At 67.2% G+C, this 13,636-nt stretch carries 8 protein-coding genes and 1 pseudogene; 3 read left to right on the plus strand and 6 right to left on the minus strand.

All coding sequences use genetic code 11. The features are described 5' to 3' along the window. Positions 1 to 72 precede the first annotated feature (72 nt). Together FGL98_RS15325 and FGL98_RS15330 are read left to right on the plus strand one after the other, a co-directional pair. On the plus strand, positions 73 to 4,956 hold the full coding sequence (locus FGL98_RS15325) for an NAD-glutamate dehydrogenase (RefSeq protein WP_146317976.1): 4,884 nt from the start codon (positions 73 to 75) through the stop codon (positions 4,954 to 4,956). 45 nt (positions 4,957 to 5,001) lie between these two features. Further along, positions 5,002 to 6,468 carry a sensor histidine kinase gene (locus FGL98_RS15330; RefSeq protein ID WP_342779983.1) on the plus strand — a complete coding sequence of 489 codons (1,467 nt, stop codon included), beginning with the start codon at positions 5,002 to 5,004 and terminating at the stop codon, positions 6,466 to 6,468. Positions 6,469 to 6,510: 42 nt separating this feature from the next. Here the strand turns inward: FGL98_RS15330 and FGL98_RS15335 are convergent, their stop codons facing one another. Next, a complete protein-coding gene (locus FGL98_RS15335; protein ID WP_146317980.1) occupies positions 6,511 to 6,759 on the minus strand; it encodes a WhiB family transcriptional regulator in 249 nt (82 codons plus the stop codon). Positions 6,760 to 6,984: 225 nt separating this feature from the next. Here FGL98_RS15335 and FGL98_RS15340 point away from each other — a divergent pair, with 225 nt between their 5' ends. After that, positions 6,985 to 7,398 (plus strand): hypothetical protein, encoded by a 414-nt coding sequence (locus tag FGL98_RS15340; RefSeq protein ID WP_146317982.1) that lies wholly within the window; start codon positions 6,985 to 6,987, stop codon positions 7,396 to 7,398. 6 nt (positions 7,399 to 7,404) lie between these two features. Here the strand turns inward: FGL98_RS15340 and FGL98_RS15345 are convergent, their stop codons facing one another. The 5 genes and pseudogenes from FGL98_RS15345 to FGL98_RS15365 all read right to left on the minus strand — a co-directional run. Next, a complete protein-coding gene (locus FGL98_RS15345) occupies positions 7,405 to 8,277 on the minus strand; it encodes a hypothetical protein (RefSeq protein ID WP_146317984.1) in 873 nt (290 codons plus the stop codon). Positions 8,278 to 8,364: 87 nt separating this feature from the next. After that, positions 8,365 to 9,129: a hypothetical protein gene (locus FGL98_RS15350; protein WP_146317986.1), complete on the minus strand. Its 765-nt coding sequence runs from the start codon at positions 9,127 to 9,129 to the stop codon at positions 8,365 to 8,367. After that, positions 9,126 to 9,575 carry a hypothetical protein gene (locus FGL98_RS15355; protein ID WP_146317988.1) on the minus strand — a complete coding sequence of 150 codons (450 nt, stop codon included), beginning with the start codon at positions 9,573 to 9,575 and terminating at the stop codon, positions 9,126 to 9,128. Before FGL98_RS15355 ends, FGL98_RS15350 begins: the two co-directional genes overlap by 4 nt. A gap of 134 nt (positions 9,576 to 9,709) precedes the next feature. Continuing rightward, positions 9,710 to 13,093: a pyruvate carboxylase gene (locus FGL98_RS15360; RefSeq protein ID WP_146317990.1), complete on the minus strand. Its 3,384-nt coding sequence runs from the start codon at positions 13,091 to 13,093 to the stop codon at positions 9,710 to 9,712. A gap of 438 nt (positions 13,094 to 13,531) precedes the next feature. Then, positions 13,532 to 13,636: pseudogene (locus FGL98_RS15365) on the minus strand (IS5/IS1182 family transposase); the annotation flags it as partial.

The raw sequence follows: 13,636 nt of genomic DNA on the forward strand, positions 1-13,636 counted from the left end.
TCGCGTTAGAGTCAGCATCGGCGGGACAATGATGTTTCGCCACGGGCCACGCTTCAGAGGTTGAGACGATTCATGTCGGCGGTTTCACAGTCCCGCAAGGCGATCCTTCGCACCGGTTCGACGACGGGTCGAGGGGGCGAAAACCCCTCGATGTGGTTGTTGGAACGCTATTTTCGCCATCTCTCCGATGACGACATCAGACAGTCGGGTCCGCGGACCCTCGCCGGCATCGTGCGCTCCCACCAGGCTCTTGCGAAGGAGCGCGCGCAGGGCACGGCCAATATCGCCCTGATTCATCCCACGGAGAAGCAGGACGGGTGGTCCTGTCCGTACGCCGTGCTGCAGATCGTCACCGACGACATGCCGTTCCTGGTCGACTCGGTCGTGGCCGAGCTGGCTCGTCATGACCGTGAGGTCAAGCTGGTCATCCATCCCCAGGTCTATGTCCAGCGCGATGCCAAGGGGCGGATGCAGAAGGTCTTTGACAGCGACACGCTGCCGCCGGCCAAGGGCAATGAGCTGGCTCCCTCGCTGGAGTCGTGGATGCACTACGAGATCGAGCTCGGCGTCGACGAGGATGCTGACGCGCGGCTCATCTCCGACCTGCAGGACGTGCTGGGGGACATCCGTGTCTCGGTCGACGATTGGGCGAAGATGAACGCCCGGTGCTCCGAGATCGGGGTCACCCTAAAAACCGATCCGCCTACGAGTATCCCCTCCGAGATCATCGACCGGACAACGGGATTCCTGGACTGGCTGGCCGACAGCCACTTCACCTTCCTCGGCTATCGCGAGTACCTCCTTGACACGGTTGACGGCGAGGACGTGCTGCGACCGGTGCGCGGATCGGGCCTGGGCATCCTGCGTTACGACGAACGCACCTCGTCCTCCTTCAGCCGACTGACGCCCGAAGCGCGGGCGACCGCCCGTGAGCCGCGACTGCTGACGATCACGAAGGCCAACTCACGCTCGACGGTGCATCGGGCGTCCTACCTGGACTACATCGGGATCCGGACCTTCGACCAGGACGGCAACGTCGTGGGGGAGCTGCGGTTCCTCGGACTGTTCACCCACACCGCGTACACCGACTCTGTTCGGCGGGTGCCCGTCGTCCGCGAGCGGGTCGCCAAGGTGCTCGAACGCAGCGGATTCACTGCGGAGAGCCACTCCGGCAAGGACCTGCTCGAGGTGCTGGAGATCTATCCACGCGATGAGCTCTTCCAGACCAGCAGCGAGCAGCTCTACGACATCTCGATGGAGGTGCTGCGGCTGCAGGAGCGTCGACAGACACGCATGTTCCGCCGCGACGACGAGTTCGGTCGGTTTGTCTCCGTCATGGTCTACCTGCCGCGGGACCGGTACAACACCAGTGTCCGGACGAAGATCGAAGGCATCCTGCGGAGCGCGTATGGCGCGGAGTCAGTCGACTACACCACGCGAGTGGCCGACTCTGCCCTCGCCCAGATCCACTTCGTGGTGCGCGTACCCGTAGGCGCGACACTGCCCACGGTCAGCGACGAGCAGCTGCAGCGGGAGCTACTGGAGAGCATTCGCACCTGGGGAGAGCGGCTCGGCGAGTTCGCCAAGGAGGAGGACGGCGAGGATGCCGCTGCACGAGTGACGAGTCTGTACTCGCGGGCCTTCCCGGAGGCCTACAAGGAGGACTTCTCACCACGTCAGGGTGTTGCCGACCTGCGGCGGATCGAGGCGCTCGAGCACGAGCAGCACACGATGCTCACGCTCTACCGCGACTCCGGTGGCGCTGATCGTGAACGCCGGTTCAAGCTCTTCCGCCGGGAGCGGTTGATCCTCACCGATGTGCTGCCGGTATTCACCGACCTCGGGGTCGAGGTAACCGATGAGCGGCCCTACGAGATGGACCGCGCCGACGGCGTGACCGTCTACGTCTACGACTTCGGTCTGCGCGCGCCGCAGGCCGAGCTCTGGGGCTCCACTGCTGCGAAGGTTGCGGGAGTTCGGGACCTCTTCCAGGACGCATTCCAGGCGATCTGGGACGGCAAGGCCGAGAGCGATGGCCTGGGGGCGCTGATCCTTCGCGCCGGGCTGACCTGGCGGCAGGTCGTGATGCTGCGCGCCATCTCGAAGTACCTGCGGCAGATCGGGTTCACCTTCAGCCAGTCGTACATCGAGCAGGCGCTGGTGACCAATGCCGACCTGGCCCGCGACCTGGTCGCGCTGTTCGAGACCCGGTTCGACCCGGCTGCCTACAAGTCGCAGACTGGACGCGAGCGTGCCGAGCAGCGCATCATCGACCGGATCGGCGAGGGGCTCGAGCAGGTCGTCAGCCTCGACCATGACCGGATCATCCGGGCATTCCGCGGGGTCATCAAGGCCATTCTCCGCACGAACGCCTACCAGCGAGACGAGCACGGCGAGTTCAGCACCGTCGTGAGCTTCAAGCTCGACTGCAAAGCGGTGCCGGGGCTGCCCAGCCCCCGGCCGATGTTCGAGATCTGGGTCTATGGGCCGCGCGTTGAGGGTGTGCACCTGCGGTTCGGCAAGGTGGCTCGTGGCGGACTGCGTTGGAGCGATCGCCGGGAAGACTTCCGCACGGAGGTCCTCGGCCTGGTCAAGGCCCAGATGGTCAAGAACGCCGTCATCGTTCCGACCGGTTCCAAGGGCGGATTCGTCGCGAAGTCGCTGCCCGACCCGGCAGCGGATCGCGATGCGTGGCTTGCCGAAGGGATCGCATCGTACAAGCTGTTCATCTCTGGACTATTGGATCTGACGGACAACCTGGTCGCGGGTGACGTCGTCCCGCCATCCGACGTCGTGCGTCATGACCCGGACGACACGTACCTCGTGGTGGCGGCGGACAAGGGCACCGCCAGCTTCTCCGACATTGCCAACGGCGTGGCACAGGACTACGGCTACTGGCTGGATGACGCCTTCGCCTCCGGTGGCTCGGCGGGCTACGACCACAAGGAGATGGGCATCACCGCGCGCGGTGCGTGGGAGTCCGTCAAACGCCACTTCCGCGAGATGGGTGTCGACACCCAGAGCGAGGAGTTCACCGCGGTCGGTATCGGTGACATGAGCGGTGACGTGTTCGGCAACGGGATGCTGTTGTCGGAGCACACCCGGCTGGTCGCGGCATTCGACCACCGGCACATCTTCCTGGACCCCGATCCGGTGGCCGACTCGTCGTATGCCGAGCGTCAGCGGCTGTTCGACCTGCCCCGGTCGTCGTGGGCGGACTACGACACCACCCTGCTGTCGAAGGGCGGCGGCATCTATCCGCGGTCGGCGAAGTCGATCCCGATCAATGCGCAGGTCCGCAAGGCGCTGGGGCTCGACTCCGGGGTGACGACAATGACCCCGGCCGAGCTGATGCAGGCCATCCTTCTGGCGCCAGTCGACCTGTTCTGGAACGGCGGGATCGGCACCTACATCAAGGCGGCATCGGAGACGAACCGGCAGATCGGGGATCGTGCCAACGACGCGATCCGGGTTGACGGAAACATGCTGCGGTGCAAGGTGATCGGCGAGGGCGGCAACCTGGGTGTCAGTCAGATGGGTCGCATCGAGGCGGCACAGTCGGGGGTGCGGGTCAACACCGACGCCATCGACAACTCGGCCGGCGTGGACACCTCCGACCACGAGGTGAACATCAAGATCCTGGTGACGGACCTGATGCGACAGGGACGACTGACCCTGGCGCAGCGCAACCGTCTGCTGCACTCGATGACCAACGAAGTTGCCACGCAGGTGCTGCGCGACAACTACGAGCAGAACGTCCTCCTCGGCAATGCGCGCGCGCAGAACCATGTGATGCTGCCGGTCCACCAGCGGCTGATCCACTGGCTGGAGAAGCGTCACGAGCTCGACCGGGAGATCGAGTTCCTGCCCGACGACCGCGAGATCGAGGGTCGCGCCGCCGCTGGTGCCGGGCTGACATCGCCGGAGTTCTCGGTGCTGGTTGCCTACGCCAAGCTTGCGCTGAAGAATGACCTCACGCACACCCGGATCACCGATGATCCCTGGTTCGACAGGGCACTGCGGGGCTACTTCCCCCAGCAGATTCGCAGCAAGTACGCCGACGACCTCACCGCACATCCGCTGAAGCGGGAGATCGTCATCAACGGGGTCGTCAACTCGCTGGTCAACCGTGGTGGCATCACCTTTGCCTTCCGTGCGGAGGAGGAGACCGGGGCGATGCCCGAGCAGATCACCCGCGCGTTCGTCGTGGCTCGGGAGGTCTTCGACATGTCCGGCTACGTGGCCGCGGTGGAGAAGCTCGACAATGTGGTGAGCACGAGCGCGCAGACGGTGCTCTACCTCGAGTTCCGGCGGCTCCTGGACCGGGTGACGCGTTGGCTGCTGCACAGCCGGCCCGCGGACCTGGACATCACGGCCGAGATCGAGCGGTTCGCCCCGGTCGTGCGCGATCTGGCGCCGAAGATTCCCACCTTCTTGAAGGGCAGTGAGCTCGAGCGGTTGAAGGGCCGCACCAAGGAGCTGCGAGCGCTCGAGGTGCCGGCGCGACTGGCCGGCCAGTCCGCCGCACTGCTCGACTGCTACTCGCTGCTGGACATCACGGAGCAGTCGATCACCTCGGGCACCCCGGTCGCCGAGGTGGCCGCCGTCTACTTCGCCCTCTCCGAGCGACTGGGCATCGACCGAATGCTGCACGCGGTCGCCCGACTGCCGCGGGAGGACCGGTGGGACTCGTTGGCGCGAGGCGCCGTTCGCGATGACCTGTATGCCGTGCTGGACTCCTTCACGGCAGCCGTGATCGCGGCAACAGCGGCCGACCAGTCGGCTGCGAAGCGCCTTGATCTGTGGACCGCGGACAATGCCAACGCGGTGGCACGCGCCGGACAGGCGCTCGACAGCGTGTCGCAGCTCGATCATGCCGGCCTGGCACCGCTGTCGGTGGCGCTGCGGACCCTGCGTGGCGTCATCCGGTCGGGTTCGGCGACTCAGCAGACCTGACCGGGACGTCGCTCGACGATCCTCTAGGCTCGAACCGTGCCGTCGATGAACGATGTGCTCGCCGAGCACACAGAGCTCGAGACGAGCGTTGTCGAGTGGTTGCATCTGCTGGTCGGTGACTGGCAGCTGCTGTCGGATCTGTCGTTCGCCGATCTGGTCCTGTGGGTGCGCACCACCGACGGTGGGTGGGTGGCCGCCGCCCACGTCCGACCGACCACCGGTGTCGGGGTGTTCGTCGAGGACCTGGTCGGTCGACGCAGCGACGGTTCTCGGACCACGTACATCGACGATGCCTTCCGTCTGAGGCGGGTGGTGCGGGCCCACACCACGCTGTGGCGCGACGACGTGCCGGTGCGTGAGGAGTGCATCCCCGTCGTGCAGCGGGACGTGGTGGTCGCGGTGCTGACCCGGCACACCAGCTTTGCCTCGATGCGCACGCCCAGCCGCCTGGAGGTGACCTATCTGGCGACCGCGGACGCGCTCACGATGATGATCACCCAGGGTGAGTTTCCCAGTGGGGCGGCCGGCACCGGAGGCAGGCGGGGCGCTCCCCGCGTGGGTGACGGGGTGCTGCGTCTCGACGTCGCGGGAAACGTCATGTACGCGAGCCCGAACTCGGTCTCGGCGATCCACCGCCTGGGGTATGTGGGGGAGATGGTGGGCGTGCGCCTGGCCTCGGCGCTCGGCGACGTGCTTCCCGAGCGTGGACCGGTCGACGAGGAGCTCATGCTGGTGCTGACCGGGCGGGTGCCGTGGCGCACGGAGATCGAGTCCCGCAGTGCCTGTGTCAGTGTGCGCGCCATCCCGCTGTCGCAGGACGGGCGGCGCGTCGGGGCCGTGCTGCTCGTGCGTGACGTGAGCGAGCTGCGGCGGCGTGAGCGGGAGCTGCTCACCAAGGATGCGACCATCCGAGAGATTCACCACCGGGTCAAGAACAACCTGCAGACGGTCGCCGCGGTCCTGCGACTGCAGGCTCGCCGACTCGACGACCCGGGTGCCCGTGCGGCGTTGGAGGATGCGGTCCGCCGGGTGGCGACGATCGCCGACGTGCATGAGACCCTCAGCTCGGGGATGGCCGAAGCGGTGGAGTTCGACGAGGTCGCCAGGCGCGGCCTACGCGCGGCGATCGACCTGAGCAACAGGTCCGGGCACGGGGTGCAGGGGGTGCTGGAGGGCCACTTCGGTGACCTGCAGGCGGGTGATGCGACCGCACTGGCGATGATCCTTGCCGAGCTCGTGCAGAACGCCGTCGAGCATGGGTTCCCGGACCGCGGAGGACTGGTCGAGGTGGAGGCTCGGCGCACCGCCTCGGAGGGTGAGAAGCTGCTGACCGTCCAGGTGCGGGACAACGGGAGGGGTCTGCCGGTGGGTTTCGAGCCGCGTCACGGTGGGCTGGGTGTCCAGATTGTGCTGTCCCTGCTGCAGGACCTGCGGGGAGATATCAGCTGGCAGGAGCGGCCGGGCGGCGGGACCGTGGTGCGGTTCGTGGCCCGCCTGCGCGACCTCAGCTGAGCCCCACGAAACTCTGGAGCCGGAGAACTTTGTGGGGTGCCTTTAGCCGGCGCGGCGGGCGCGGGCGTTGCGGCGCTTGAGGGCGCGGCGCTCGTCCTCGGACAGTCCGCCCCACACGCCGGCATCCTGGCCGGTTTCCATGGCCCACTTCAGGCAGGTGTCGATGACCGGGCAGCGACGACAGACCTTCTTGGCGTCTTCGATCTGCTGCAGGGCCGGCCCGGTGTTGCCGATCGGGAAGAACAGCTCAGGGTCTTCGTCCAAGCACGCAGCGCGGTTGCGCCAATCCATGGGTGTCTGCTCCTTGCACTCGTCGAGGCGCGCGGTTGTGCGGCACGACGTAGATCGGGGTGAGGGTGGCTCTGCAGTTTCGGTACGCACATTGTGAACGCGTGACCGATGAACTCTGTTCCTAGGTTCACAGATACCCACAACAATCCACAAGTGTTTTGGAAGAACTTTTCGGAATCGAAGGTGAGTCCTTGATCACACTCGGGACGAGGCTAGCCTACTCGGGTGACTCATGAACCCACCGCGCAGGGGCCGGGCGGCGATCGGCTGCGGTGGATGCCCGTCGCCGTATGGATGGCTGCACAGACCGTGCTGCTCGTGCTGCTGACCGGGTGGTTGGCCGCCGATCAGCTCGCCGGCCACACGGGTGCCGGCGACGGTCGCGGTATCGGTGTGATCGTGGTCGCGCTGTGCTGTGCCGTCGCGGCGGGCGCGCTTGCGTGGGCCCTGTTGACCAGACGCACGCTTGCCAAAACTCCGACGCTGCTGTGGCACGTCATGCTCCTGCTGATCGGGCTGTCCTTGACCACCTCCGGTGCCGGTGCGCTCGGGGTGGTCCTGCTGGTCGTCGCCGTTCTGGGGTTTCTGGCCGGGCTGCGGTTGCCAAAGCTGGACCTGGACCACGACGACGACGCCTGACCCGCGTCACATGCGCTGAACGAGCAGCTGGAGCAGCAGGGGCATGATCTGCTCGCGGAAGATCTTCTTCGAGCCGTTGTAGTCGTCGTTGGGGTCCAGACCGTAGAACCCGGACGGGTCGAGCTCGACCTTCATCGCGGTCTTGCCGTTGCCGACGATGGCCTCGGCATTTCCGAACGAGTGGGTGTAGCGCTCGGTGCCGAAGGAGCCGTCCTTGTAGTAGAAGACGTTGCTGGTGTCCTTCAGTTTCTTGGTGGTCTGGCGGTCGATCTTGCGGTAGTCGTCGAAGTCGCTGAGCAGGTCTTGCTGCTTGCCGACGTCCTCGATGGTGACGGTGACCTTGGAGGTCAGGGAGTCATCCGAAGGCATTTTGACCATGATGTCGCAGGTCGCGTTGTGCGCGGTCAGCGAGTCGGTGGTGTAGTCCTTGGCGGGCAGGCAGTTGCGGATCGCGATGGACTCGGCGTCCGGGAAGACCTGCTTGAGTTCTTTGATACTGAACAGGTTTTGGGCGTCGGGCCACTCGGTGTTGGGAATCTTGCCGTGGTTGTCCGCGTTGGCCGGGTCGGGTGCGAGGAGTGGCAGGGTGGTGTCGGGGACGGCTTTGCGGCCCGCTGTGTTGGCCACGACTGTGCCGGCCAAGTCACCGGGGGACGGTGCGGCCTTGGGGAAGCTTGGGGTGGTGTGCTTCGACGCCCCGCCGGAGTCACCGCCACCGCTGGGGGTGTCGCCGCCGGCGCTCGGTGCGGTGTCCGAACTGGTCGGGCCGGTGCCACCGGTCGGGGCGCCGACCACGGTCACGTTGTTCTGGCAGGCGGCCAGCCCCAGGATGCTGGTCAGTGCGAGTGCGGACACACCCGCGCGAGTGCCGGTCTTCATGTTTCTTGCTCCCTTGTGTCTTTCCCAGGCGAGCGCCCGTGTCACTGGTACTGACTCAGTGATGCGCCGGCTGGTTCCATCCGATGCTCATGATCCGTGCATCTTCGCCGCGAGGAGTCGGACCAGCTCGGGCACGATCACTTGTCGGTACTGCTGACGCGAGGCGAGGTAACTGCTCTTCAAGGTGGTGAAGCCGACGCCGCTGAACCAGATCTCACCGGTGACGGCGCCCTTCGCCAGCAGCACTCGTGTGGTCGTCCCGTCCGTATAGCTGGACACCGCGCCGAGTGACCCGTTCTTGAAGAAGGTGTAGAGGCCGGGGCGCTTCTCGGCGCGGGCGCGCTCCTGGGCAAGCTCGGCGTTCCACGCTCGCCCGATGGTGTCGGCCGTGCCGAAGTCACGCACGTCGACCACGAGGCGGCTCCGGTCGTCGTTCGGTTCGCCGGGGATTCGTAGGGTCAGCGTGCAGATCTCGTGGTGGGCACTGGTGCCGCCCTTGGCGACGGGGATCTGCTGGCAGTCCCCGGCGCTCACACCGGTCAGTCCGGGCAGGGCCTGGGCCAGCTCGGCCTTCGTGAACACCACGGCGGCGTCCGGCCAGGTGTCGTCCATGACCTTCTTTCCCGTGGGGTCGACCTTCACATGGAAGGTGTTCGACGGCTTGATGATCACGTGCGGGGTGGGCGTGATGGCACCGGGTGGCGCGGCCGGTGGGGAGTAGGTGTCTTGGGTGCGGATCGGAGCAGCGGTCGACGCCGGCGTCGTCGGGCCCGTGGACGCGGCATACGCGGGCGCGATCGTCATGGCGAGGCAGGCGCAGACGACCGCTGCGGTCAACCGTGCACGAATCACGCGTACCTCCGGGGCAGGTGAGCGGAGATGCCCTCCGCGATCAGTGGGAAGACCTGAGTTTTCAGCACGTTCTGGGCATCCACCGGGTTGGTGGCCAGGGAGTAGAACGCCCCGAACGAGAGGTCGATCCAACCGGCCATGTCGCCGTTGGAGATGAGGATCGAGGTGACGACCTCCGAGGCGTCCGGCCACTGGTCGGACGGCACGTTCGGGTCGCCCTTGTCGGGCAGGTGGAACGTCCAGGTCGCCGTCTTGGTGTTGCTCTGTCGGCCCTTGCTGTTCGGCATGACCGAGGCCTGGACCAGGCCGGACGCCGCAGGGTCCGGAGACCACGACAGGTGGGGCTGCGGGGCGCCGGAGCCCTGGCTGCCGCCGCCACAGCCGGTGATGGCGACCGTGAGGACGGCGGCCGCAGCGATCAGACCGGTCGGTCGTACGGCGTGCATGCGGTGCCCCTCCATTGCTTCGCGATGTCGTCGTTCGCGTCATTCATCTGCCTGGCGAACCCAGTATGCCTCGACCGCCGCACGGGTCGGCGCAGCGTCCGTGCGGCGGGCGCTCGGGTGCCGGGTCGGTGCTGTTACGCGGGGCCGATCACCAGGAGCAGATCGCCCCCTTCGACCTGGGCCTGCCCGGTCACCGTGATCCGCTGGACGGTGCCGGTCGTGGGCGCGGTGATGGCCGCCTCCATCTTCATGGCCTCGATCGTGCCGACCTGGGCACCTTCCTCGACGGTGTCACCCTCGCCGACGCTCAGGGTCACCATGCCGGCAAACGGGGCGGCCACCTGCCCCGGCTTGGCGGTGTCGGCCTTTTCCACCTGTCGCGTCTGGACCGCGATCGACCTGTCCCTGACCTGCACGGGACGCAGCTGGCCGTTGACCGTGCACATGACGGTGCGCATGCCGCGCTCGTCCGCGTCACTGATGGACTGCACCGCGAGGAGCAGCCGCTTGCCCTGCTGGAGGTCGATCTCGTGCTCCCGGTCGGGAACCAGGCCATGCAGGAAGTCCGTCGTCGACAGGATCGACAGGTCCGAATAGAGCTCCTGGGACCGCTCGAAGTCCTCCGTCGGGCCCGGGAAGAGCAGGCGGTTCAGCGTGCGCCGGGGATCACGCTCCAGCGACTGCTCGTCCTCCTTCGAGAGCTCCGCATCGATCGGGGTGATCGTGCGTCCCTTCAGGGCCTTGGCCCGGAAGGGTTCGGGCCAGCCACCCGGGGGCTCTCCGAGATCTCCGGCGAGGAAGCCGATCACCGACGACGGAATGTCGAACTTCTCCGGGTGCGCCTCGAACTCGGTGGGGTTTGCGTCGGCGCCGACGAGGGCGAGCGCCAGGTCACCGACCACCTTCGAGCTCGGTGTCACCTTGACCAGGTTTCCGAGGATCCGGTTCGCCGCGGCATACATGTCCTCGATCGCCTCGAACCGGTCGCCGAGACCCAGCGCGATCGCCTGCTGGCGCAGGTTGGACAGCTGGCCACCGGGGATCTCGTGCCGATAGACCCGCCCGGTGGGGGAGACCAGGCCCGACTCGAACGGGCGGTAGAGGGCGCGGACCGACTCCCAGTAGGGCTCGAGGTCACCGACCGCCGCCAGATCAAGACCGGTCGCCCGGTCCGTGGCATCCGTGGCGGCCACGAGGGCGGACATGGAGGGTTGACTCGTCGTGCCCGACATGGGGGCGCTGGCCACGTCTACGGCATCCACACCGGCGTTGATGGCCGACAAGAGGGTGGCCAGCTGGCCACCCGCGGTGTCATGGGTGTGCAGGTGCACGGGCAGCTCGAAGCGCGCCCGCAGCGCCGTGACGAGGGTTGCCGCGGCCGGCGCGCGCAGCAGGCCGGCCATGTCCTTGATGGCGATGACGTGCGCGCCCGCGTCGACGATCTGCTCGGCCAGCCGCAGGTAGTAGTCGAGCGTGTAGAGCCGCTCTGCCGGGCTGGACAGGTCGCCGGTGTAGCACAGCGCCACCTCCGCGACCGCCGTGCCGGTCTCGCGCACGGCGGAGATCGCCGGGCGCATCTGGCCGACGTCGTTCAGCGCGTCGAAGATGCGGAAGACGTCCACGCCGGTGGTGGCCGCCTCCCGGACGAACGCGTCGGTCACCTTGGTGGGGTAGGGCGTGTAGCCGACCGTGTTGCGCCCGCGGAGCAGCATCTGGATCGGCAGGTTCGGCATTGCCTCTCGCAGGAGCGCGAGGCGCTCCCAGGGGTCCTCGGAGAGGAAGCGCAGCGCCACGTCATAGGTGGCGCCGCCCCAGGCCTCCACGCTCCACAGCTGTGGAGTCATCCGTGCGACGTAGGGCGCGACGTGCAGCAGGTTGCGGGTTCGCACCCGGGTGGCCAGCAGTGACTGGTGGGCGTCCCGGAAGGTGGTGTCCGTCACGGCAACCGCGGTCTGCTGGCGCAGGGCCCGCGCGAACCCGTCCGGTCCGATGCGAAGCAGCGTGTCTCGAGGGCCTGCCGGCACCGGCCCGGTGATGTCGATGTCCGGGAGCTTGTCCGGGGCGGGCACCCGGTCGGGAGCCGGACCGTGCGGCTGGTTGACGGTGACATCGGCCAGGTAGTTCAGCAGCCGGGTGCTGCGGTCGCCAGGAACCCGCGCGTTGAGCAGGTCGGGGTGCTGCTCGATGAAGGACGTGGTGACCCGGCCCGCGATGAAGTCCGGCTCCTCGAGCAGCGACTGCAGGAAGGGGATGTTGGTGCTGACACCGCGCACCCGGAACTCGGCGAGCGCACGGCGGGCCCGCTGGACCGCCATGGTCAGGTCGCGGCCGCGACAGGTCAGCTTGACCAGCATCGAGTCGAAGTGCGGGCTGACGATCGCGCCGACGAAGGTGGTGCCGCCGTCGAGTCGCACACCGGCGCCACCGGCCGAGCGGTATGCCGTGATCTGTCCGGTATCCGGGCGGAACCCGTTGGCGGGGTCCTCGGTGGTGATTCGACACTGCAGGGCCGCCCCATGCAGTTGGACCGCGTCCTGGTCCAGACCGAGGTCGTCGAGGGACTCGCCCGAGGCGATGCGCAGCTGAGAGGACACCAGGTCGATCTCGGTGACCTCTTCGGTCACGGTGTGCTCCACCTGGATCCGCGGGTTCATCTCGATGAAGACGTAGCGTCCGGCGGGGTCCAGGAGGAACTCGACGGTTCCCGCGTTGACGTAGCCGATCTCCCGGGCGAAGGCCACCGCATCCGCGCACATGCGCGCTCGCAGGTCGGGGTCGAGGTGGGGAGCCGGGGCCATCTCGACGACCTTCTGGTGACGTCGCTGGACCGAGCAGTCGCGCTCGTAGAGGTGGATGACGTGGCCGCCGGCGTCCGCCAGGACCTGGACCTCGATGTGCCGCGGGTCGACCACGGCCTCCTCGATGAAACAGGTGGCATCGCCGAAGGCCGACTCGGCCTCGCGCATGGCGGCCTCGACCGACTCACGCAGCCGGTCCGGTGTCTCGACCCGGCGCATACCGCGACCGCCGCCGCCGGCGACCGCCTTGACGAATACCGGGTAGCCGATCTGCTCGGCGCCGCCGACCAGTGTGTCGATGTCGTCGCTCGGCGGAATGCTGCGCAGCGTGGGCAGGCCTGCGCGCTTGGCCGCCTCGATCGCGTGCGCCTTGTTCCCGGTGAGATGCAGCACCGAAGACGGAGGCCCCACGAACGCGATCCCTGCCTGCGCGCACGCCTCGGCAAGAGCCGGGTTCTCCGAAAGGAACCCATAGCCGGGATAGACGGCGTCGGCGCCACATTCCTGCGCCACCCGGACGATCTCGGACGGGTCGAGGTAGGCCCGCACGGGGTGACCGAGATCACCGATCTGGTAGGCCTCGTCGGCTTTCATGCGGTGTTCGCTGGCACGGTCCTCGAAGGGGAAGACCGCCACTGTTGTTGCGCCCAGCTCGGTGGCTGCGCGAAATGCTCGGACCGCGATCTCACCACGGTTTGCGACCAGGACCTTCTGAAACACTGCCGGCTCCTCTCACCGTGCGTCTGCCGCAACGACCCTATGCGAGAAGTCCAGATGATGAGCGGGAGTGCCCGACCTGTGAAATCAACGAGATGAGGATTGAGGCAGGACCCGCAGGGTGTCCGTCCGGGGACCGTGCGCACCTCGCAAGTGCTCGACGCAACACGGCAAATGCCATAGGTTGACGCTCCGGTGGCCGTACGGCGCCAGTGACCGGGCCAGACGCACCATACGTTGACGCTTTGGTGGACCCGTGGTGTGCCCGCGGTCGCCGCCAGCCGGCCTCCGCCCGGAAATTCATAGGGCGCCTCGGTGATCCGGCCGCCTGCCGAGCGCACCGCCTCGACGGTGGATTCGAGGTCAGCCGAGTAGACGATGACCGAGGGCAGACCGGAACCCGCGGCGCGATGCGGGTTACTAAGAGGTTCCGCGGATAGGTCATGGTCGGCGGGTTGGTCGAGTGTCCCAGCGGTGGGTGGTCCAGGCGGTCCGGATCAGGCGCCGGGTGATGATGATGGCGTTGGCCAAGGCGATCAGAGAGTC

The sequence above is a fragment of the Leekyejoonella antrihumi genome (genome assembly GCF_007845645.1).
Taxonomy (GTDB): Bacteria; Actinomycetota; Actinomycetes; order Actinomycetales; family Dermatophilaceae; genus Leekyejoonella; species Leekyejoonella antrihumi.

What these genes read in the sequence shown, in the direction of transcription:
- FGL98_RS15325 (WP_146317976.1), top strand. Translation starts at nt 73, where the DNA reads ATGTCGGCGGTTTCACAGTCCCGCAAGGCGATCCTTCGCACCGGTTCG.
- FGL98_RS15355 (WP_146317988.1), bottom strand. Translation starts at nt 9,575, where the DNA reads ATGCACGCCGTACGACCGACCGGTCTGATCGCTGCGGCCGCCGTCCTC.
- FGL98_RS15345 (WP_146317984.1), bottom strand. Translation starts at nt 8,277, where the DNA reads ATGAAGACCGGCACTCGCGCGGGTGTGTCCGCACTCGCACTGACCAGC.
- FGL98_RS15335 (WP_146317980.1), bottom strand. Translation starts at nt 6,759, where the DNA reads ATGGATTGGCGCAACCGCGCTGCGTGCTTGGACGAAGACCCTGAGCTG.
- FGL98_RS15330 (WP_342779983.1), top strand. Translation starts at nt 5,002, where the DNA reads ATGAACGATGTGCTCGCCGAGCACACAGAGCTCGAGACGAGCGTTGTC.